The following is a 22,250-nucleotide window of genomic DNA, read 5'->3' as shown; positions in this document are numbered from 1 at the left end:
ACCACCTCAATGCATCGTCAGCGACATCCCCTTGGGGAGCGGGCGAAGGAAAAACACGAACGGGAGCGTCACAAAAGTCGCTACCGCCATCGTCAAAAATATGTCGTTATAGGTCATGACGAACGCCTGCTGCTGAATAGTGCCAGCGAGCGACTGAAGGCCGGCGTCCATATTTCCCAGAGTATGAGACATCCCCGCGATATACTCCTGCACGCTTGGATCGTTTGCCCACAGCGTTTCCTCCATCCGTCGGCTGTGGAGTGACATGCGCTGGTCCTGGAACGACGTCAGGGCCGCCAGAGCGAATGAGCCACCGAGGTTTCGCGCAGCATTGAAGATGCCCGAGGCATCTCCAGCATCCTCCTTGCTGACTGAGGTAATGGCGGCTTGGTTCAGAAAGAGCATGACAAAGATCATCCCCACCCCGCGCAGCAGCTGACCGGTAGTAAAGGCTTCGCCTGCGGATTCCACTGTGAGACTGGTGTTCACAAAGCAGCTAGCAGCCATAAGCGCGAGGCCAGCACCAACGGCCAGCCTGATGTCGACAAACCGCATCAGAAACGGTACGAATGGCATCACAAAGAAGGCAGGAACGCCCATGAGAAAAATGACCTGTCCGGTCTCGAGGGCATTATAGTCGGCGATAAGCGACAGGAATTGCGGGATGACGAAGGTCGATCCGTACATCACCATGCCCAGCGCTAGCGCCATTATAACGACGCTGCCGAACTGTCTGCTCATGACGATTCGCAACTTAAGGACGGGCTTTGTTGCCCGGATCTGTCCGATCCCCAACATCACAAACCCTGCTACTGTTATAAACGTCAGCCGGATGATAAGCGTCGATTCGAACCAGTCTTCACGGTGCCCCTCCTCGAGCACGATCGTCAGTCCTCCAAGGCCAAGGATCAGGCCTATAATACCCAACCAGTCGGCCTCGCGAAGATAGACCCAATTCGTACGTTCGTGCGGCAGGCCGAGCAACAGGAGCAAGAGGAGTATCCCGCAGACCGGCACATTGACGAAGAAGGCATAATGCCAGCTCAAATTTTCCGTCAGCCAGCCACCGAGCAAGGGGCCAAGAACGGGCCCCAAGATTACTGTCATTCCGAAAAGGGCCATCCCGATAGGCTGCTGGGGTGGCGGGAGTCGCTTTGCGACAATCGTCATGGCGGTCGGTATCAGCAGCCCTCCCATAAGGCCCTGCCCGGTTCGTCCGATGATCATCGTCATAAGGTCGGTGGCGATGCCGCATAGGATGGAGAACCCGGTAAAGGCAGTCACGGAAATGAGAAGGAGGGTTCTCAGTCCCAAAAGCCGCTCCAGCCAAGCGCTCAGCGGAATGACGACGATCTCGGCAACGAGAAAGGCGGTGGCGATCCACGTTCCCTCAGTGCCGGTTGCTCCGATTTCGCCTTGGATCGTTGGCAGTGCCGAGTTGACGATCGAGATGTCGAGGGTCGCCAGCAGTGCGCCGAGCGAGCCGGCAGCCACAGCGATCCAAGCGGTCAAGTCCGCACGCGCGGAACGAGCTGCGTCTGGAGATGCTGTGACCGTGACCACTGTCAACGCTTCCGGCTTACGGCCTGACGGAGTCGATCCATCTCTCCTCTGGCTGAACGCGTATCGACCGTTACTCCAACCGACATTCCCGGCACAAGGAGCCTGCGCACTTCGAGAGGAGCATCGATTGCAATGCGTACAGGCACGCGCTGTACGATCTTTGTGAAGTTTCCGGTCGCATTCTGGGGGGGGAGCACCGAGAACTGGGCGCCCGTGCCAGGAGCGACACTGGCAATACGCCCGGTCAGTTCGACGCCAGGGAGCGCATCGATTTCGATGCCAACAGGCTGGCCGACGCGCATAAGCCCCAGTTGAGTCTCTTTGAAATTCGCCTCTATGAACAATCGATCGACAGGAACCAGTGTCATCAGGCGCGTACCGGGCTGCACGAATTGCCCGACACGGACAGCCAGGTCGCCCACACGGCCATTGATGGCAGCCTTAAGCACTGTCGATTCGACGTTGACGCGCGCCACCTTGAGTTGGGCACGCGCGGCCTCTGCTTGCGACTGGGCCTGACGTACCTGCGCGCTCAGTGTACCGACACGCCGTTGCGCGGCAATCAGCGCGGCATGCGCAGCATTGGTTCGCTCGCGAGCTTGCCGTGCCTGCGTCTGAAGCTGCGCGAAACGCTCCCCTGGCTCGGCGCCGGATGCGGCAAGCGGCTGATATCGCGTAACCTGCTGTGCGGCGAAAGCAGCCTCGGCGCGCGCCGCGTCGAGCTGGGCTTGCGCTTGCGCTATGGTTGCCTGTTGTTCGGAAATCTGAGAGCGCGTCGTATCCCCCGCAGCCGTTGCCGTTTCGATCTGGCTGGTAATCTGTTCAGTCTGCGCCCGATATTCGCGGGGATCGAGTTCAGCTAGAGACTGCCCCTGCCGAACCGTCTGATTCTCGATAACGAACACCCGTTCAACATATCCGGCGATCTTGGGCGCTGTGATGACGGAATCCGCCGCAACATAGGCGTTGTCGGTCACCTGCATGTATCGGCCCCGGTTCTGATGATCCAAGTACCAGACAAGGCCACCAATGAGCAGCAAGATCGCGCTAATGAGCATCGCCAGGCGAACGCGTGGCGATTTAAGCGGGGACGCTGCCGATTCGCCGAGGCCCTCAGGATCCGCCGAAGCAGTGGCCGACTTGTCCGCCATATAAATTACAATTCCCCATGATGCGCGGTGCGGTTCTGCTCTTGCAGCATTAAAGGGCGCTCGGCAATTGCATATTATATGGAACCTCAGCGTTTACGCCCCTATCATTCGCTCTTGCCCGACGCCGCTGGACCGGTACTAACCATCAGCCGCCCTATCAGGCTGTAGCTCCCCCCAACTTCACGTCAGAATCAGAATATACCGAGGAACGATTTGTTAAGCTGGGGCACAAATACAGAAGCTGAACGCGCATGATGCCCACCATTTCGGCGAGAAGATTACTGGTGCCTACAGGACGGTCGATAAAAACTGAGCCGAGATCCGATGTCCAGGTTCAATCCGCGCAACGATGGGCTATCGTGATATGAGCAGCGCCATCCGAAAATTGCCGTGCCACTTTGATTGGATGGGTGCCGTCACCTTGTCCGACAGCGATATTATGGGCGGTCTCGACCGCTAGTACTTTCTTGTTAGTCTCGCCGGAGTTATTGCCCTGCAATGCCAAGCTCACGAGATAATGCGCAGCCTCACACAGCGGCATTGAATTCAATAGCGTCAGCTTTCGTCGTTAATTTTTACTACCCGGACAGCGCCGTGCGAGCGCTGTTCCACGAAGAAAGCCGCGGCGCGCGAAGCCGGCGTCGATTGCTGACGCCAGGCGTCTTTCGGCCGGAGCTGCGCCCGAAATCTCCCGAACTAAGCCCCGAAACGGTATGATTGTGTTAACAATAGTTTTTCCTCCAGCCTCGGCTAGCCGACCAGGCCTGTTCTCTTTTTTGTTGTTGCCGACGGCAAAATCAGGTCCGAGGACGCTATCGAGCTCCGTGGTTGCGGCCTTGATCTGCGCACAGGATTTCAAACCGGAGAGGCCATATGGATTTTCTTGCGCTCTTTCCAGAATAACTGGAATTTCAGTTTTGGCCGCGCCAATATCTTTCGCCGGCTGAGTGACGATTTCCCGACCGCGGTCAACTGTCTCATCTTTTCTGGCGGGTTGCTCGGGGCTTTGTCCAAGAGCCGCCATGGCAAAAATAAGTATCATCATCCGCCAAATATCCTGAAGACAAGGTTGAAAGCATAAACACGACCGCTGTGGGGTTCACTGTTGCCGCGCTTGAAATAACAGCAGATGCCCACAAGGGCATGACGATCACATTGAGTGGCGCCCGTGAAGAACGGGCGCCACTATGATCATTGACCGCCGGTCAATGCTGAAGGAAGAAGTGCCTTCCCGTTGGTGAGTTCTTGCTCAAGTGTGGGAACGGCGGTGCCCGCGACTTGCTTCAAGGCTGGGTCGGTGCCGTCTTGCGCATAGCCTTTGTTGATGGCCCATGCCGCCTGCAGTACCTGGGCGGACTGGGATAGATAAAGATTATCGAAGCTGCCGCGCGGCGTCTTCTGGAGCAGCTTCACGAGTGCGGCTCTGTCGGAGGAAAGCGATGACGATGGCGCTTTTATCGTCCGCTGATCGTTGCGCAGCGCCGCCATGAGAGCTTTCTGGGCGATTTGCGCTTCTGTCTGAACACGTTTGGCATAAGCCTTCACATCGTCACGCTGGGCCTTGGTCACGGCGAGCTGCGCCGCTTTTATTTGATAGAGGTTCGCATCCGATGCAGCCATCACAAACGCTGGCTCATTCTGTCCAGCTATCGGTGTCGTGCCGGTATCCATGCTCGACATTGAACCTGTGTTCGTTGGCGAAACAGCTTGGGCAAGAGCCCCTGAACCTGAAAGCGCTAGCGCGCCCGCGGCCATAATGACTTTCAGCATAGTACCTTCTCCGTAGAATAGATTGCGAGCGGTCAAGTGGCCGCATCACGTTAAACGTGACCACGTCGTAACGATGCTGTTGGATAATCGTTCCACCATCACCCGCATTGCATAAATTGAATTGTCAAATCAATAGCAATTGAATCGGCAGCAGATTCCATTGGCTAATCGGATAGAAATATTAGGAATTGCAAGATTTGACTTATCACATGGTCGATATGCTATCGCTTATTAAGACCTGGAACCCGATATTCACTATCTTACTTAATTTGGCTCCGATCGGGTCGGTCCTTCAAATAAAAACAAAACTCGTAGATACCTACGAAGGTATCCGGCGCATGGCGATTTTGTACATGCAATTACGCCCGAAAGTTGCTGAGATCGGCGACAGGCTCATGATCAATTTATCTCCTGCTTGCGATCCATCCGATCCTTGGATGTATCTAGCGCGCGCTCTGTGGAATGCTTCCGCGCTGTATCCGCGGACCAATCCGTCAATTCTGTGGTTGAGCGAGCTACTGCACGATCGAAAGCGGCGACTATCCCACTTGTGGTATTTGCGGAAGCTGGCTCCTGCACCAAGAAGCGCTTGGCCTCGACGGGACGACGATCAGAAAGATCAAACAGGGTTGCATCGCCTTCGATAATGACAGTGGGCGGTGCTTTTTCACCCCCATCTAGGGCATACCTTGCTTCGAATCGCTCGATATCAATCTGCAGCGCATGCGATGCCCCGGTGGCGTTTCTCACGCCCGTCAGGCGCACGTCAGGTGCCCGCGCCGCATATTGACGCATCAGCGCCTGGGTGAAAAGATCGGGGACCGGCGCCACCCAACGAACCCCCTTGAGGTAGAGCGCACGCTCCCCCCGCGTGGTGAGCATGCGATCGCCCTCCACCTCCTGCGAGAACCGGGGGCGAAGCAGAGATACAGAGCGAGTCGGGAGCGCACCCTGCATCCCGGTGACGGGCGTGGGGTCAACCACGCCAAACCTGAAAAGGTCAGCGCGCTCGCCGCCGCCTAGCAGGTTTCCACAGCTAGCCAGCAGCAAGGCGCTCGACAGAAGTGCAAAAGTCCGATTCCTGGTTGATAATGTCACTTAGGCAACTCCAGTTCAGTACCCCGGCTTTTGGCCAGAGCTTCGCGGGGACTTTGTCGGATCCCGCGAATTAGCCCGTCCAGCGATTCAGCTGTTTCTTGCAATGTCAGCATAGTCGCATTGATATTAGGGATCGTGGTCGTGCCGATATCGGCGCTTTGCGTGTCGAGTTTGGCGATCACGCCGCGAGCCTCATGAACTGCCGATTTGAGCTCGTTTGCCGCTTGGGAGATGTCGGCGAAGGCGCGCTTGCCATCGCCATCGGCAATCTGCCGAACGGACGAGGCCGCGCCCTGAATATCGTCAGCCGCCCGATCCAGTTTGGCGAGCGCAGAACCGGCATGGGCGAACATGGTCCGATTGGCCGCCAGTTCCGCCGTAGTCATTCGGACATCGCGAATGGCGCCGCCGATGTTGGCGATATTACGGTCAGACAGGACCTTGTTCACACGGCTCAGTGCCTCGGTCGCGCTTGCCACCACCTGTCCGCCGCCTTGCAGCAACGAAGACATAGCGTTGGGCTTGCTGGGGATGACAGGTCGCTTACCGTGATCATTGGTCTTGAGAAGGGGCTTGCTCGGCGTGCCAGCGCTGATTTGAACGATGCTGACCCCTGAGATGCCCTGACTTTCAGAGGATGCGACCGAATCTTCGCGGACCGGTGTCCCGCGCGTCAGTTCGATATCCGTGATAACACGGTTGGGGTCGCGTTGGTCGAGGCGGATTCCGCCGATTTCCCCGACCTTGATGCCGTTGAACTGCACTTCGCCTCCAACGCTTAAGCCTCTGACCGGCCCATGAAACACGATCTGGTAAGAATCACTTCCTTTGGCCGAACCGCCGAGCCAGACAACAAAAACAAGCGTGGCGATAAGCAACGCGATGGAGGCGGCGCCTACCAGAGCATAGTTGGCATGGCGTTCCATCAGCTTTCTTTCTCTTTTTTGGCGGCACGGCCTCGCGGTCCCAGAAGATAGCTCCGGATCCACGGGTGATCTGACCGTTCAAGTTCTTTGATCGTTGCAACAGCGGCGATTTTCTTGTCAGCGACAACCGCAACGCGGTCGCAAATCGCGTACAGAGTATCGAGGTCGTGGGTGATTATGAACACGGTGAAGCCAAGAGCATCCCGCAATGTTCTGATAAGATCATCGAATTCGGCTGCAGCAATTGGATCGAGGCCGGCAGTCGGCTCGTCGAGAAAGAGGATATCCGGATCCAGCGCGATTGCGCGGGCTACCCCCGCGCGCTTGCGCATTCCGCCAGATAGCTCGGCAGGCTTCAAGCAGCCTGCATCTTCCGGCAAACCAGCAAGCTTGATCTTCAGCCTTGCAAGATCGTGCACATACTCATGTGTGAGTTTCGTATGTTCTAGAAGTGGCGCCTCGACATTTTCCTGTACGGTGAGAAAGGAGAATAATGCGCCTTGCTGGAACATCACCCCAATCCGACGCTCGACTTCACTGTGCGCTTGCGGATCGCGGATGTCCTGCCCGAATATCTCGACGGATCCGCCATCGGGCTGCTTGAGGCCCAGGATAGTGTTGAGCAGCACCGACTTACCGGAACCCGATCCGCCAACCACACCCAATATCTCACCGCGCTTGACCTCAAGGCCGAGATCCTCATGGATGACCTTGTCGCCAAAAGCCGTGCGCAGGCCTTTGACGCGAATGGGCACGTCTTCGGCATCGGTTTCCAGAGGCGCGCTCACAGATCGAGCGCCATGAAGATCACCGCGAAAATCGCATCGAACATAATGACCATGAAGATTGACTGGACGACCGCGGATGTCACATTTTGACCAAGGCTTTGGACATCGCCGCCGACCATAAGGCCATGCCGACAGCCCGCAGCAGCGATGATCAGAGCCAGAAACGGCGCTTTGCACATGCCTATCCAGAAATGCTTAATGTCTACCGTTTCGAGCGTACGCTGGATGAAAAAGACCGGGCTGATATCAATCGTCACCCAACTGACCAACAGTCCGCCAGCAAGACCGCCGATATCCGCGCAGAAGGTCATGAGAGGCATCATGAGAAGCGCGGCTAATATGCGCGGGATTACCAGCGCATCGAAACGGTCCACACCCATAACCTGCATCGCATCGGTTTCCTGGTTCATCCGCATCGAACCGATCTGAGCGGCAAAGGAAGATGCGGAACGTCCAGACAGAAGGATGGCGGTGATCACTACGCCGAACTCGCGCAGGATGGCCACGCCCACCAACTGGATCGTGAACACCTCAACGCCAAGCGTTGTCAAAAGGTTGGTGCCAACAAGCGCAATGACCGCGCCGATGAAGAAGGTCATGATAAAAACTATCGGAAGCCCATTAATGCCCGCGTCCTGCATGAAAGCGACAAGCGGCGTCATGCGCAATCGGCGAGGATTGCCAAGCGTACGGCCGAGCGCGATAATAAGCTGTCCAGTGAACACCAGCATCTGGTAGGCGTCACCGGCGGTCCCGATTACCTGACGGCCGAAGCGCTCGAAAAATCCTAGAACACCAGTGACGCCAGCCTTACCGGACGACTCTTGTTCAAGGGCAGGTCGAACAAGGTCTATCAGCCTTTGCAAATCCTCTCTTTCGCCAAAGTCAATTTCGGCGCCTGGAGCCATGGACCGCAAAAGTAGGAGGGCACCAGCAGTGTCGATCCGCCCTAGAGCAGAAAGATCGAGACGCTGCACGTCTAGACTCCTGGCCGCCTGGGCATCCAGGCGCCCTTCCGCATCGCCCAAAGCAAGCGAAGTCCAGTCACCGCTCACATGCAGAGTCTGGCCGCCACCCTCGTCAATATGCCAATCTGCCGCGATCATCGCACTGGCAGCATGGGAATTGAACAGCGGACGATTTCGGCTGCTGCTGGCATCAACGCCACGCAGCGCATATCTTGAACTACGCCATGGTCAAGCATTGGGGTCTCACGATGACGATCGAGCAATGGCGCGCCAAAGGCCAAGAGCGGTCAGCTTCGTCGCAGTCATAACTTTATCCTCTCCTCTTGCCATGCCATCAAAGATTGAGCAAGGACATAACATATGGAACCTCAGGAAGTTCATTTGCGCGCGCTCGCGACGGCCTTTGGCTGGACCTGGTACAGAATGCGGCGGCTGATCGACGCGCACCTTGCGTCCCAAGGTGCATCGATGGCCCGTCTTAAGCTGCTAGTATATCTCGCCGAGCAACCCAGCCGCTCAACCGATATTGCAAGCTTCTTCGATCAGGCCCCGCGCACGGTAACCCAGGCGATTGACTGGTTGGAGCAGAATGGTCTGGTCACACGCTCGCCCGTTGAAGAGGACCGCCGTGTAAAGCTCGTGGAAATCACGGACGCAGGCAGGGCGATGCTGGAGCAGGCCCTGCCACTCTACGATGGCATTGTGGCAAAGACCTTCGGCAGCTTGACCGCGGAAGAACTGGAAGCATTGGATAGGGCGATCCTTCACCTCGACAAGGTCGTGGATCAACTCGAAACGCAAGCTGGCTTCCGCCAAGGTCGGGTCCCCACGCTCAAGGCACATAACGATGGCTGATCCTCATTTGATGGACGGGCCTGAAGCGGTCGCATTGAAGGAGCGGGAGCGGTTCGCACAAATCCTGCTTCTGTTCGGGCGACATGGCCTCAAGGGAATGGCCTCCCGGCTAGGTCTCAGACTGGGTGGTGAGGAACCATTTGATAGCGCTCGACCAGAAGCAGTCGTTGCGCTGCTGCAAGATATCGGTCCTGCGGCGGTCAAGTTCGGGCAGATTCTTGCAATGCGAAGTGATCTGTTGGAGCCCGATTGGATCGATGCGCTTTCGAAACTTCAGGACCGGGTTCCGCCGCTGCCGTTCGCCACCGTGCGACCACTTATCGAAGAGGCGATCGGCGGAACTGTGGAAAGCTATTTCGCCTCGTTTGAAGACGAAGCGATTGCGGCCGGCTCGATCGCTCAGGTCCATGCAGCAACGCTGCTCGACGGCCGGGACGTTATCGTCAAGGTCCGTCGTCCCGGGATCGAGCGGATTGTCGACGCCGACCTTCGGCTGCTGCGCCGCGTCGCCCGGATCGCAGAGCGCCGCATCCCCGAGATCGCGCGACTCAAGCCGGACGAACTGCTGCGCCACTTCGCTGAAAGTATCGATCGGGAAATGGACCTCGGCGCGGAAGCTCGCGCCAGCGATACGATCGGAGAGTATCTCAAAGCTTTCGGCGTGCGAACGGCTCGCTTCGACTGGGAGTTGTCCGGCAGGCGTGTCAACATACAGGAGCGGTTTCGAGGCCTCGCGGCAAGCGATCTGGAGGCGGCACGGCAGGGCGACCTTGATCTCACGAGCCTCGCCAGCACCTATGCGCAGGCGATCCTCCACATGATCGTCATCAATGGTCATTTCCACGCCGATCCCCACCCCGGCAACGTCTTTTTCCTGGAGGACGGAACGCTGGCGCTTATCGACTTCGGAGCGGTGGGGACGCTTCTGCCGAGACGCCGGGAGGAATTGGTACGGCTTGGCCTGGCGATCGCGGCGGCGGACACAAGCGGGGTCGTCGATATTCTGCTGCTTTGGGCGGGCGACCCTGATGTTGACCGTGTCAGGCTGGAAGAGGCCCTGGACGAACTGATCAACCGTTTCAGCAATGTTCTGCTGGAGCAAATTGACCTTACCGACATTTTCAAGATGGTCTTTGCGATACTGCGCGACTTTCATCTCGCGCTCCCGCCCGATCTGGCACTGGTGCTCCGGACGCTGCTCACAGCAGAGGGATTTGTCCGGCGCATCGATCCGACATTTGACATCACTCGAGAACTGGCTCCGCTGGCAAAGGAACTGATGCGCGAGCGAACGAGTCCTGCGCGATTGCGTGGCGAAGCGGGCAAGCTATTTGCAGCGCTTGGAAGAGCCGCCTTGTCAACGCCGAGCCTGGTGGGACAGATCGAGAGAGTTGCGCGTACCGGGTCTATCACCGTCAGTATCGCACCCAGGGATCTTGAACGATTGCGCGGCGATGAGCGCAACAGCAGAGCCACTCCCCAGCTCTACCCCGCAGCATTGGGAATATGTGCTGCAATCCTTTTCGCCTCGGAACCGATGATCGCCGGGCTGCTGGCGGTGCTTTCCATTGCCCTGGCAATTGGCGAACGAGTGAAGCGGCGATGATCACGTTCCAAATCTCGCGAAAAGTCAAAGCTTATTTGTCGCGCTGCCGGCTCCAGGATTTCTAGGTCGCATGGAAACGCGTTCGAACTGGTTGAAGGTGAGCCTTGTTGTCGGCCTGCTCATAGCCGCCGTCATTGGGTTCACCCTGTGGCTCATCCAGTCGCGTGAGGCTGACGGGGCCACGTATGAGGTGCAGTTTAAACAATCGGTCGACGGCGTTCAAATCGGATCGGGCGTCAACCTTCTTGGTGTTCCCGTCGGGAAAGTAACCCAGGTCCGGCTCCAACCTTCAAATCCGGGTACGGTGATGGTCCGGTTCGTCCTTACCAAGGACATCTTACTCCATCGCGGCGTGACAGCGTCGATCGATAAATCATTCTTCGATGGATCGGCAGAAATAAGCCTGGCGGGAAGCAACAAGCGTGAACCGGCACTTACAGTTCAAGCGGGACAGCCATTCCCGCTTGTGCCAGTGAAGACCGGCGGTCTCCTGAGCGGTGATCTCAATCCAGGCGAGATGATCGCCAAGATATCGTCAGGTGCCGAGAGCATCTCAAAGAAGCTGGACCCTGCCGGTCAGCGATCAATCGAGGAACGTCTTGGCCAACTCGCGCTGCGCTCGCGGGACTGGAAAAGCGATGCCAGTCAAATCGCGGCGGAGGTCCTGCAGGAAGACAGGATCCATTCTCTAGGGAATGTGATGGCTCGGGCGGGAGACGACGCGGAGAGGCTTCGCCTGAGGCTCGAGGCATCGCGGGGCGGTCTTCGCGACAGCCTCGGCCGGCCCTTGCATGATGCCGAAGGCAAGGCCCGGTCTCTGGGCCTATCCATTGCACACGCACGGCCCCGGATCAGGCAATTGGAAGGGGATGCGCAACAAATCGCCGAAACCGCCCGCTCCGTTCGCGAACCAGTTCGACGCGTGGGCGATGCGGCCAAGAAGATTGACCGGGAAGGCTTGGGATCTCCCAAACTACCTGACTACCGGCCCACGACTGAGGAACGGAAATAGATGATCGCGATCGACCGCTCAGGAACGGACCAACCCTCGTCTTCATGCACAGGCGCGCAATCAGCTTCTGTGAAGCACGAAGTCAGGACGATAGAACGACCCTCTCAATTCTTCGCGCGTGTGTGGATGCAACGTCCTGAAGTGGCGCAAAGGCAACGCCAAAAATGGACTAAGGGGTTTATCTTCAATCGGGCCTGCAAGACCGAGACTGGTGGATGACCGGGAAGAATCGCACAATCGATGGAGCCGCTGGTATCAGCCTGGCTGTTGAAGTGAAGGGCGAGTGCGGGGCGATGCCCGTCTTGCTTGCCCACGGGGCGGGTCAGACTCGCCGCGCCTGGAAGCGGGTAATGCAAGATCTGGTCGAGGCGGGGTTTCGCGCTATCGCTATCGACATGCGTGGGCATGGCGACAGCGACTGGTCGAGCGCAGGTGCCTATGACGTGCGCGACTTTGCGGCCGATCTCGTCGCGGTAGCATCAAGAATGGATCGCAAACCGGCTCTGGTAGGCGCCTCCCTTGGCGGCCTTGCCGGAATGATAGCCGAAGGAGACCTCGCCCCAGGCAGCTTCGCGTCGCTCACTCTTGTAGATATAGCCCCGCGTATCGATCCGGGCGGCGTGATGCGGGTGGTCAGCTTCATGCAAGAACATGTCGAGACTGGCTTTTCGTCTCCGGAAGAAGCTGCACAAGTCATTGCGCGCTACATGCCTCATCGTCGCAAGCGCAGAGCGGGTGATGGCCTGCGGCACTATCTCCGGCATAAAGAGGATGGCCGCTATTACTGGCACTGGGATCCAGCATTTATTAGCAATATGGTGGCTGCACATTGCAGCGATACCGCGCATCAGGAGCAGCAAGTCAATATATTATACAAGGCTGCCGCTAATTTGACGCTACCGCTTCATCTGATCAGGGGCGGATCTAGTGATCTTGTCTCGAAAGGCGCTGTCGAACATCTACGCGAATTGGCGCCGCATGCTGAATATACCGACATAATCGATGCCACGCATATGGTCGCAGGCGATGCAAACGACGCCTTTTCTGCCGCAATTCTCGGCTTTTTAGGGCGCCAGTCGACCTCCTAGAGGGACGAGCATGGGAGAAGAGATTTTGCTCCAGATCATCGAGGGTCGGACGACTTGCTGTGCAGAGCGCCATACATTGGTGGGTTTGCCTAAGATGACACTCGGTAACTGGCTGCTGCCTCGCTCACTGGACTGCTATCCATAACGAAGGTGACGAAAGTTGACGACCAAAAATCTGACCGGCATGCTGGCCAAAAAGATGCCGCAGGAAACAGGCACCGCGCGCACAAAGGGCGAAACCCTGTTCCAGCTATTCTTTGCGCTCATCCAATGGCCTTGGCTGTTGAAAAGCCTTTATGGGGGAAACAAAGCTGAAAAAAATGCTGTTCTTGAGCGTATAAACCTTGAACAGGACGCCTTGCCTCATCTTGGCAGCTGGAAAGCAGACACTTACCTTCTTCACAGGATTGTTGATGAGATTGAAGTCCGACAACCGAAAAATGTTGTGGAATTAGGTTCCGGAGTAACTTCGCTGGTTATCGCCAAAGCATTGTCGCTTCACGGTGGCGGGCATTTATACAGCTACGATCAGTATGAACCGTTCGTTGAGCAGATGGGCATTTGGCTCGCTGAGCACCACCTGTCGGCAAGTTTCAGCCATGCTCCGCTGAACTTTCGGGACAAGGCCTGGCCTGGATTATGGTATGTCTTGCATCACCTTCCAAAGACAATTGATCTGCTTGTCATAGATGGACCGCCTTGGTCAATACATCCCTTTACCCGAGGAATGGCGGAACGCCTTTTCGAACGTATCGCACCGGGAGGCCTTATCATGCTCGATGATGCAGCAAGACCAGGAGAAAGATACGTGGCGCGACGCTGGAGGAAAACCTGGAGAGACTTCGAGTTCAAGTTCGAAGGCAAGGGCGCCAAAGGCCTGCTAACGGGACGGAGGATCGACGGATCAGATAATCGCCAAAAGTGACGCTGCAATGCATTATCGACTTCCGTTGCTGATTCGGTTTGATCATTCCCAAGGGTTCCGGACGAGTCTTTGAAGGGCACGTCCGGAGCCTTTTGAGCACCAATGCTGCATTGGAGCGGATCATCTTGCCCATCCTCGAAGCATGGCGCAGCATGCGCAGCCAGACCGCAGAGCTCGGGAAGCAGCTCGTTTGCGGGGCACCAGAGCGACGCGTGCAAGCTGGCAGTCATAATGCATCAGATGCTGAAGACTGGCGAGCTGTTCGACAGGTCAGCAAACGCAAAGCCTTAAACCAGTTCACGAGGAAGCTAGAAGGAAAAACCATAGCCGATCACGCCGGTATCCGGCGCCCGGTCGTCTCGTCGGGACGTTGGTCAGGCCATTCCGTCCAACAACGTTCCAGTTGCAATTACTGTCGGCAAAATGCGCGCACCACACTGGAAGGCCTCTCTTGCGAAACCCATCATGCGGCGGAACATGTCGACCGCGCAGACAACCATGCTCCTGGCAGCGCCCACCTTAAAGGCGCCAGGGTACCGAGCCTGTCGATCTTTATGACTGCAGCTGCCTGTCATCCCGCCACGGCAGCCCAGTGATGTTGCGAAAAGGTGCTTGCTCAGCGGTTCGCGATTAGACAACACCTTGGGCACAATCTAAGAAAGCCGTTGCACCGCCCCGTGCTGGCACCAAAGAAGGCCTCGAAATACAAAGGGGCTAGGGAGCAGCTGTCGATACCGGGCGCGGTCATTTCAACCTGTCCATCAGGCGGCCGACGGCGCCCGCTTCGGCGGCCAAATTACGGTTGTAGCTCAGTGGCATTCGTGGCGACTTCCACCGCAAAGCATCCATGATACCCGCGAGATCCTCGCCACTCGCGAACAAATCCTGGTTCAGCCCGATCCGTGTCGAGTGCGCGCTGATCCCTTTTAGCAATCTGGCCAAATCCTCGGCTGTCAGATCGGGCAGCGCGCCGAGGTCGAACGCCCGCTTGATGATCGACCGGAAAATCGGCCCGATCGAGCCCGGGTGGAGCGCCAGGCTGCCGATGTCATATTCGACGCGCGCCTTCACGGCAGGCTTCGAGAGTGTCTTGCGCAGGTCCCAAGCCTCACGACCTGAAATGCTGTCGATCGCCCGACCGCGCACGGCGGCGCGCGCCTTGTAGCGCCGCACCTGCACCCGCCGGAACAGCGGCCCGGCCGATAGCTCGGCAGCCTCGGTCCAGGCCATGATCGCCGCGACGGTGCGGGGGCTAAGATAGGCGGTCGCCCCCTCCCCGTCCTGATCGCCCTTACTGCGCAGGATCTGCAGCAGGCGTGACTCGGGGTCGATCGCCTCCTCGATATGCTCGACGGCCACCGCCACGAGTTCGGAGGCTCGCAGGCCGGTATCATAGGCCGCCGACAGCAATGCACGATCGCGAAGGCCCGGCAGATCGTCTCCGCAGCTCTCTAGCAGCGCGCGGATGTTGAGCCCACGCGCCTTGTCACGCTCGACGTCGCGCACCGGGCCCTTGAACCGCAGCGGCCGCGCCTGCTTCTGCGCCGTCCCCTTCTCACGGCGCACGGCCTGCAGCCGCAACTTGACCAGCGGCGCCGGCGTCGGATCCTGGCGGTCGAGCAGTTGATGAATCTTGGCGATCGACGCCTTGTACCGGGATAGCGACGCTGGACGGCTCCCCTTCCCCGCCCGCGCATCCAGATAATCGGCCACGGTCTCAGCCGTCGCCGGCAGCGCGATCCGGTTGGTGCGCCGACACCAGCTGTCGAATGCTTCGATGTCGGACTTGAGCGCGCGGATGCTGTGAGGCGACGAAGCGGCCTGATAGGCGGCGATCAGCGCCTCGTTGACGGCAATGCGCTCGCCCGCGCGCATCTGCACGATCGTCCAGGCAAGGTCGGCCGGCGCGCTAACGGTTGGCAGGATCGCCTCAGGCGCCGCCACAGCGTTTTCTGACCCTTCTAAGCCGGTTTCGGTGCCCATCCTGCGCCACGCTCCTCAGCGGCCCTTGTAGCTCACCTAATAAAGAGAGGTCAATTCCGCTTATGCGATAACTGCAATTATCGCATATGAACTTTTCGACGATAGCATGAGGCGAAACCAACTGCTGACTTTGGTTTCCTCACGCGCTAAGCGTAAGAGCGATGCAGGAGATCGTCGACCGCCGCGCAAATGACCCAATGTTGCTGCTCGGCCGGCTCGACGGCCGGCTTCATCATAGTACAAGCGCCGACATTTTCCTTGCGCGATCGCGCCTTCACGGCGCCGCGGCGTTAGCAGGTCTCGCCGGCGTGCCGATCGCTGTCGGCGACCTGCAGGATTGGATCGCGGGGCGAAGCGCCCCTCCCCGCGCCTCCGAAGGTCTCAACGATCCGATATCGGTGGCGTCCATTTTCCACCTCGCACTAAGTCGGGACGAGGATGTCAGAGACCCGGTTGGCCGCGCATCCCTCAATGCTCTCCGAACCATCCTCGACGACCGTGCAGAGGCTGAGCGCTATGGTGGAGACGATCTCGCACACTTCGGCCCGCTCTGGCGTCAGGTGAAGTCTGCGGCGGATGCACCCTTCCCCGTCGCCGATCTCCGGTCCATCGCCGAGCGCGTGTTCGCTCTTGCCGAAATGACCGAGCGTCTTCCGGTCGGCGCCTCGGAGGTTGTTGCGATCGACGGACGCTCGTTGGAGCTTCCTCCCCGCTGCCGCGATCGCAACTGGCTCGTCGCGACCGCTCTTCCTCGCATGCTCTACCGCGCTGGCTTCACGAGCCGCATCATCCCCTCACTGGTGCCGCTCCCCAAGTTCATGCCCCCTTCCCCTGCCGCGCTGACCGGGTTCCTCGCTAAGGAGATCGGGCAGATCAGCGCGGCGGGGCTCCGCGAGCTTTCCGCAATTGAGCATGACGTCGCCAAGCTCACCAATTTAGGTGCAACTCAGCGAAGTCGCCTGCCGCTTCTCGGGCGCCTATTGATCGCCTATCCAGGGCTCCAGGCATCCTCCGTTTCGAAGCTGCTGTCTGTGACACCTCAGGGTGCCCGAAAGCTCCTCGCGGCGCTGCCCACCACGCCTGCCGCGCAGCGCCGGCTGCGGGCCGAATAGCGACCGGGACGCCCTCCGTACTGAAACGCCGTCTCGCTTGTTTTGCTCAGCTCGCCGGCAACAGTTCTTCGATCGCTTTCATGAGCTCGGCCTTCGTGGCGCCGGTCCGGGGCACGATCTTGATCGTGATCCCCCCACCTCTGGCACTGGCATAGCGCAGAATCGTCTTTCCGCCTTTGCCCGTGATCTCTCGCTCGCCAGTCTCCTTCTTCTTTGCCTCAACGGTCGCACGAACAAGTCGCTTCGCCACCTCGGGTCCGGTCAGACTGGAACCACCATTCCTACGCTCGGCCTCGATGCGCTCGGCCTCGTCTCGCATTCGCTTCAGAGTTTTCGGTTCGCTGGTCAGCGGTTTGATATCGCGCGCCACTCGAACGGTAATGTCGTGGGTGTCCGAAAATGCCGCCACGATCTCCTCAGGAAGCCTCGCAACATCCAGCAGGCGGCTCAGCCATGACCGCGAGAGGTTGAGATGCTCCGCCATCTGGGACTGGGAGTTCTCGTAAAACTCCGACAGCGCTCGCGCATATTCCTTTGCACGCTCCCAGTCTGAAATGTCCTTTCGCGACCGATTTTCAACGTCCGAAACCCGGAATGCCTCTTCATCCGTGACGGTCTGGATCGTGACGAGATAATCAAATTCTGGATGATGATGTTCGCGGAGCCACTGGACGGTCCACCACCGGCGAACGCCAGCGATGATCTCATAATCGTAGTCAGGATCGTCCTTCAGACGACGCACGATCGCCGGGATGCGCTGCCGCTTCGCCGCGAGAAAGGAGTCGATCAGATCGCGACAGCTCTCTTCGGACAAATGGTCCAGGTCGCGATTGTGCATCCGCCAGGGACGGCAACGAGCCGGGTCCACCCACTCCGTTCGATCGGTAACCGTCTTGCCGCTCGCTATCCGCGCCAGGGTCTGGCTTCGGCTCGCCATGATCCCTTCCGAGGGGCTCGCATTGTCAAGCTCGGCCTCATTATCCAGGCCTTCGGTGAACATCGAGCCGAAGCCCTTATTTCCTTTTGTCATCGGCTCGCTCCTACTCGAATTTCCGGCATCTTGGAGACCCGATTTGTTGGTCTGTTGCCACGTGGCAACAAACCGAAATTCGCCTCGCCTTCGGCTCCCCTTTTCTGAGGGAAAACTGATCCTGGAATTTGGCTCATGATACTGTTTATAAACGCTTTCCTTGCTCGGTTGCCACGTGGCAACAACGCATCATTCTTAGCAGATTTCAGCCCCATAGACGGCGAACAATTGCCCGCTGTTGCCACGTGGCAACTGCTGCTCAAAGCTGCCCCCCTGCCCGGCTCGGCCAGGTCCGCAAAACGTCTTCTTCGATGTCTCGGCAAACCTCATTCAGATGCCTCATGCACCGGTTGTAAACCTCGTGCGAAGTGACGGGCTTTTCCAGTTCAAAGACCGTCTTCATCCGCGAGCTGGCATTGTCGATCTCCGCACTGGTGACCATCACCGAAGAAGACATTGAGCCTCCGAAAACGCTCCGCATCATCGAAAGTATCTCACGATGCATCGACTTGCTGTCGTCGACCCGGCTGCCGACGAGACGGATGAAATTGTAAGCCGGGCGCCCCCTCCCCGCGAGCTGCTCGAGCTGCTTCATCGTGGTCTTCGCCATGTCGATAAACGACACCGTCGATGCGAAGTCGACCAGGCTTGGCGGCACGGGGATCACCATCGCATTGGCTGCTTGAAGGACCGCCATGGAGACCATGCCGAGTGCTGGAGGCGGATCCATGATCACCACATCGTAATCTTCTACCACCGAGTCGATGGCCTCGGCGATCAGGTCGATGATGTTCAGGTTCTGATTGCGCGCGAGGTAGCCGGCGATCTCGTATTCGAGATTGTAGAGCCGCAAATTCGCAGGGATCAGATCGAGCCCATGGAAGTGGGTCTTCCGAATGATCTTTCGCACACCCAGCAATTCCGGGTTATGGAAATGCCCATAGAGCGTGTCGTCCTCCTCCAGATCGACGTCTGGTCGGTAGCCGAACATCATTGTCGATGAAGCTTGGCTGTCGCAGTCGATAAACAGCACACGATAGCCGTTGATCGCGAAGTGCTGAGCCAGGTGCAGCGCGATCGTGGACTTGCCGACACCGCCCTTGAAATTGCAGACCGAGAGAATGGCGGGTGGATCTTCCGGGCTGCGCCACGGACGCGTTCCGAACACCTCACGCATATGATCGAGTTCTTCGAGCGTATATTGGACGCGATGACCGGAAGCCGTCCGCCCACGCTCCGGCAAACGCCCGTCGCGTTCAGCTTCTCGGATCGCCGACGCGGTGCGTCCGACAAGTGATGCAGCCTTGGAGATAGGGAAGGTGGGGGCTCGCTTCTGCCCTGTCTCTGGATCGACCGCGCTGTCGCGGATCCGCTTGAGGATCGTGAGCGCTTTACGGTGAAGCACATCCAGGCCACCTTCCAGAAGGTCATCGGCGGGGACATTTGTGGGATCAGTGGCCATGAGATTCCGCTTTTGTGGGTTTGATGGCCCACAATAGCGACGTTGGCAGTTTCGAGCAACGATTTGGCCATCGAACTTACAACTTTACCGATGATCTCCGAGCCGTTTCGGATTTCAAGGTAATGCCAATGCGCCCTGGTAGAGACGCACCGATGATCTCCGAGTCGGTGCAAGCTTTCCGAAAACTTGCTGCGTCCGGCTGCACCGAGCGATGCCCTGTGGATAAATACCGATGATCTCAGTACCTTCCGATGATCTCGGTGCGTCCTACCAATGATCTCGGTGCCAACAGACCGATGATCTCGGAGCGCATACCTATTACATGAATCCCTGAATCAATCCGATTCGCGAATCGGCTTCAAAATTTCGATTTTTGAAAGTGGGAAGGGGCGATTCGGCAAAAGCGGCACCGAGATCATCGGTCGAATTGCAACTCTCACCCCTGATTTCCCGCCAAAACTGCCAACAGGGTTGATTTCGAAACCCAAACCTGTTGAGACAGCGCCATCACAGACCCCGGAGATTCGGGGAAGGGCGGAACAATGAACGGAGATCAGCATAGGCCGATTGGGCACCAATATGCACTCGCCATGATCGATGGCGGTGCAGAGAATGTCCGGAAGCTTGCCTCCACTGCCGGAACCCAATTGACGCTCGACGCCTTCCTGCGAGTCCACGACGAAGAGCCTGTCCCGGCATTTCTCCATTCCGCGCTTTGCGCCATGTCGCTCCCGACCAAGCGCCCGAAGGACGACACGCTCCCGATTATCCGGGAAGACGGCAAGTACGCGCTGGCAATCAACCCTCGGCCGGTTCTTCAAAATATCGATGGCAAGTCGGTCATGAGAAGCCTGGGTGTTCCATATGGGGCCTATCCCAGGGTTGCGCTCATCTATCTGCTTTCACAGGCGGTAATGAAGCGTTCGCGCGACGTCTATCTCGGCCGCAACTTCACGGAATGGATGCGGCGGCTTGGCTATCAAACGGTGTCCTATGGCCCCCGTGGCACCGCAAATCTGATGCGCGAACAGGTCGACCGCTTGCTGGCGTGCGAGTGGCAGATTCGCTGGGATGGCACCGAAACGGACGACAACGCCTTTGCGGTCCGCGATGTGAAGATCTCAAATGAATATGCTGGTTCACTCGACAAGAACGGCACCTTCGCGCGGGAAATCCGTATGTCGGAGGTCTTCTACAGTCACCTTATCGAGCACGCTGTCCCATTAAACGAAGTAGCGATCCGGGAGCTTAAAGGGACGCCAACGGCGCTCGATCTCTATACCTATCTTGCCTATCGCCTCCCACGGATCGGCTCCGACAAGGGGCAGATCATTTCTTGGGATCAACTGGCAAAGCACCTCGGCAACGAGGCTGACAGCAAGCGCTTTCGTCAAACGGTGCGGGAGACGATGCAGCTCGTCTCGGCGGTTTATCCCAACGCGAACGTCGATCTCTCCGGCAGGAAGGTGGTCCTTCATCCGTCTCCAGCGCCGATGGAGCGTAAATTGGTCGGACCCCATTTGCGACTTGTTGGGGCGCCAGGCGTCGAAACGGCACCGAGATCATCGGTTCGCACCGTTCCGCAGGCAACGAAACCCGCAGCGAAATCAGACGAACCGCTTCACGCATTCCCGCCGGGAACGCTTTCCTATGGCGACCGCGAACAGGCGTTTCGGAGTGTCGGTCTCACTAAGGGCCATCCTTGGTCAGTCGACGATATGGCCAACGCATTCCGCAAGGGATTCGCCGATATCAAGAGGCCCCGGACCGACACCGAATGGATGCGGCTCTGGGAGGCCTTCGTGATCAAATATGCGGATCGGCGGAAGAACCGGCCTGACGATTGACCGATGATGTCCGAGCCGTTCGTCGCCTGCGAACGAGCCCGAGTCGTGCCCGATGAAGCGATCAACGTGAGCGCGCCGACCCTCATCGTTGATAGGTCCGGGTCACAGCGCCATGCGCTGAAAGAGGGAAGGGGGGATGTGGCTACCGAGCAGGAGGTAGTCCTATGCCACTCACGGCCAAACGACCGACCCAGGAACTTGTTGACCTCGTAGGCGCTCTTGGCGGCACCTGGACCGGCTACAGGGCTATGGCCCGTTGCCCGGCACATGGCGACAACGATCCAAGTCTTTCGATCCGCCAAGGTGACCGCGGCATTCTGGTGACGTGCTTCGCGGGTTGCGCACGCGATGATGTTCTGCGGGAATTGCGTCGGGTTCGAACCGGCCAACATTATGCAATACCGGAACAGGATCGACCGCAAGGCAGCGCCAATGTCTCGCGCATCTGGGAGCAGGCCGTTGGCGTCAAAGGGACGCTGGCCGAGCGCTATCTTGAGCGACGCAACTTGTTGCCAGCGCCTGCCGACGTGCGCTTCCATTCGCGCTGCCCATACCTCCCGAAGCCGAAAACCGTTTATCGACCGGCTTTGCTGATTGCTGTTCGCGAGATCCGGCAGCTCGTCGCGATCCAGCGCAACTTTCTCGACCCTGCGACAGCGAAGTGCCTCCGAAAAGTCATGCTCGGCGTGCCTGGGACAGGCGCATGGCGGGGCCGGGCAGGGGGCGAGACGCTGGCGATCGCCGAAGGTTTCGAGACTGCCGGCGCCTACACCCGCATCAAGGACATCCCCTGCTGGGCCTCACTTGGCGCCAGGCGGCTCGATCAACTGGTCATTCCACCCGGCATTACGACCCTGCTGATCGCAGAGGACAATGATCCAGAAGGGCGTCGCGCCGCGGCGTCCGCCGAAGCGAAATATGCCCGTCCCGGGCTCATCATCCGCCGCGACCCGCCGCCGCCGGCTTTCAAGGATTGGGCAAAGTTCCTCGACGCGCACTGCCGGACCTGATCCCGGGGCGGAGAGAGGGGAGGGGGATCGAGGGTGTGTCGCTGCGACAGATGCAG

Annotated in this window: 21 protein-coding genes; 9 read left to right on the top strand and 12 right to left on the bottom strand. The window is 58.4% G+C overall.

What is annotated here, in order from left to right; all coding sequences use genetic code 11:
- Positions 1-6 precede the first annotated feature (6 nt).
- The 8 genes from ACODTA_RS25960 to ACODTA_RS25925 all read right to left on the bottom strand — a co-directional run bounded on the left by ACODTA_RS25960 (position 7) and on the right by ACODTA_RS25925 (position 8,402).
- Positions 7-1,512, bottom strand: a complete 1,506-nt coding sequence (locus tag ACODTA_RS25960; RefSeq protein ID WP_009824031.1) for an MDR family MFS transporter — start codon at positions 1,510-1,512, stop codon at positions 7-9.
- Between the two features lie 53 nt (positions 1,513-1,565).
- Complete coding sequence (locus ACODTA_RS25955; protein ID WP_009824032.1) at positions 1,566-2,714, bottom strand: HlyD family secretion protein; 1,149 nt, start codon at positions 2,712-2,714, stop codon at positions 1,566-1,568.
- A gap of 568 nt (positions 2,715-3,282) precedes the next feature.
- A complete protein-coding gene (locus ACODTA_RS25950; protein ID WP_009824033.1) occupies positions 3,283-3,756 on the bottom strand; it encodes a hypothetical protein in 474 nt (157 codons plus the stop codon).
- Positions 3,757-3,905: 149 nt separating this feature from the next.
- A complete protein-coding gene (locus tag ACODTA_RS25945) occupies positions 3,906-4,484 on the bottom strand; it encodes a DUF4142 domain-containing protein (protein WP_225870697.1) in 579 nt (192 codons plus the stop codon).
- Between the two features lie 399 nt (positions 4,485-4,883).
- A complete protein-coding gene (locus tag ACODTA_RS25940; protein ID WP_186378984.1) occupies positions 4,884-5,468 on the bottom strand; it encodes an ABC-type transport auxiliary lipoprotein family protein in 585 nt (194 codons plus the stop codon).
- A 110-nt stretch (positions 5,469-5,578) separates the two neighbouring features.
- Positions 5,579-6,508 (bottom strand): MlaD family protein, encoded by a 930-nt coding sequence (locus ACODTA_RS25935; RefSeq protein WP_009824036.1) that lies wholly within the window; start codon positions 6,506-6,508, stop codon positions 5,579-5,581.
- Complete coding sequence (locus ACODTA_RS25930) at positions 6,508-7,296, bottom strand: ABC transporter ATP-binding protein (RefSeq protein WP_009824037.1); 789 nt, start codon at positions 7,294-7,296, stop codon at positions 6,508-6,510. The genes ACODTA_RS25935 and ACODTA_RS25930 overlap by 1 nt, the downstream gene beginning before the upstream one ends.
- On the bottom strand, positions 7,293-8,402 hold the full coding sequence (locus ACODTA_RS25925) for an ABC transporter permease (RefSeq protein WP_031291247.1): 1,110 nt from the start codon (positions 8,400-8,402) through the stop codon (positions 7,293-7,295). The genes ACODTA_RS25930 and ACODTA_RS25925 overlap by 4 nt, the downstream gene beginning before the upstream one ends.
- Positions 8,403-8,624: 222 nt before the next feature.
- Here ACODTA_RS25925 and ACODTA_RS25920 point away from each other — a divergent pair, with 222 nt between their 5' ends.
- The 6 genes from ACODTA_RS25920 to ACODTA_RS25895 all read left to right on the top strand — a co-directional run bounded on the left by ACODTA_RS25920 (position 8,625) and on the right by ACODTA_RS25895 (position 14,346).
- Positions 8,625-9,119, top strand: coding sequence for a MarR family winged helix-turn-helix transcriptional regulator (locus tag ACODTA_RS25920; protein WP_009824040.1), 495 nt, complete (start codon positions 8,625-8,627; stop codon positions 9,117-9,119).
- Positions 9,112-10,725, top strand: coding sequence for an ABC1 kinase family protein (locus ACODTA_RS25915; RefSeq protein ID WP_009824041.1), 1,614 nt, complete (start codon positions 9,112-9,114; stop codon positions 10,723-10,725). The genes ACODTA_RS25920 and ACODTA_RS25915 overlap by 8 nt, the downstream gene beginning before the upstream one ends.
- A 70-nt stretch (positions 10,726-10,795) precedes the next feature.
- Positions 10,796-11,737, top strand: a complete 942-nt coding sequence (locus tag ACODTA_RS25910) for an MlaD family protein (protein ID WP_009824042.1) — start codon at positions 10,796-10,798, stop codon at positions 11,735-11,737.
- 215 nt (positions 11,738-11,952) lie between these two features.
- Positions 11,953-12,825 (top strand): alpha/beta fold hydrolase, encoded by an 873-nt coding sequence (locus ACODTA_RS25905; protein WP_021245287.1) that lies wholly within the window; start codon positions 11,953-11,955, stop codon positions 12,823-12,825.
- Between the two features lie 160 nt (positions 12,826-12,985).
- Positions 12,986-13,750 (top strand): class I SAM-dependent methyltransferase, encoded by a 765-nt coding sequence (locus ACODTA_RS25900; protein WP_021245286.1) that lies wholly within the window; start codon positions 12,986-12,988, stop codon positions 13,748-13,750.
- Between the two features lie 92 nt (positions 13,751-13,842).
- Entirely contained in the window at positions 13,843-14,346 is a 504-nt protein-coding gene (locus tag ACODTA_RS25895) for a hypothetical protein (protein ID WP_174401673.1), read from the top strand.
- 148 nt (positions 14,347-14,494) lie between these two features.
- On the opposite strand, the gene ACODTA_RS25890 is transcribed toward ACODTA_RS25895, so the two are convergent.
- The gene (locus ACODTA_RS25890; RefSeq protein ID WP_021245284.1) at positions 14,495-15,733 is read right to left on the bottom strand and encodes a site-specific integrase; all 1,239 of its coding nucleotides are present in this window, start codon (positions 15,731-15,733) and stop codon (positions 14,495-14,497) included.
- A 161-nt stretch (positions 15,734-15,894) separates the two neighbouring features.
- Here ACODTA_RS25890 and ACODTA_RS25885 point away from each other — a divergent pair, with 161 nt between their 5' ends.
- Entirely contained in the window at positions 15,895-16,845 is a 951-nt protein-coding gene (locus tag ACODTA_RS25885) for a hypothetical protein (protein WP_051743944.1), read from the top strand.
- Between the two features lie 46 nt (positions 16,846-16,891).
- Here ACODTA_RS25885 and ACODTA_RS25880 read toward each other — a convergent pair whose 3' ends face one another.
- The 3 genes from ACODTA_RS25880 to ACODTA_RS25870 form a co-directional block, all read right to left on the bottom strand.
- Positions 16,892-17,875, bottom strand: a complete 984-nt coding sequence (locus tag ACODTA_RS25880; protein WP_030092784.1) for a ParB/RepB/Spo0J family partition protein — start codon at positions 17,873-17,875, stop codon at positions 16,892-16,894.
- A gap of 259 nt (positions 17,876-18,134) precedes the next feature.
- A complete protein-coding gene (locus ACODTA_RS25875) occupies positions 18,135-19,337 on the bottom strand; it encodes an AAA family ATPase (RefSeq protein ID WP_062787893.1) in 1,203 nt (400 codons plus the stop codon).
- Between the two features lie 335 nt (positions 19,338-19,672).
- Entirely contained in the window at positions 19,673-19,897 is a 225-nt protein-coding gene (locus tag ACODTA_RS25870; RefSeq protein ID WP_126000574.1) for a hypothetical protein, read from the bottom strand.
- Here ACODTA_RS25870 and ACODTA_RS25865 point away from each other — a divergent pair.
- A complete protein-coding gene (locus ACODTA_RS25865) occupies positions 19,880-21,184 on the top strand; it encodes a replication protein RepA (RefSeq protein WP_062787891.1) in 1,305 nt (434 codons plus the stop codon). The genes ACODTA_RS25870 and ACODTA_RS25865 overlap by 18 nt on opposite strands.
- A gap of 164 nt (positions 21,185-21,348) precedes the next feature.
- The gene (locus tag ACODTA_RS25860) at positions 21,349-22,194 is read left to right on the top strand and encodes a DUF7146 domain-containing protein (RefSeq protein ID WP_030092781.1); all 846 of its coding nucleotides are present in this window, start codon (positions 21,349-21,351) and stop codon (positions 22,192-22,194) included.
- The last annotated feature ends 56 nt before the right edge of the window (positions 22,195-22,250 follow it).

This window comes from Sphingomonas sp. FG14 (genome assembly GCF_057809675.1).
The sequence above is the reverse complement of the archived record's forward strand: the minus strand, read 5'-3'. Positions and strand labels throughout refer to the sequence as shown.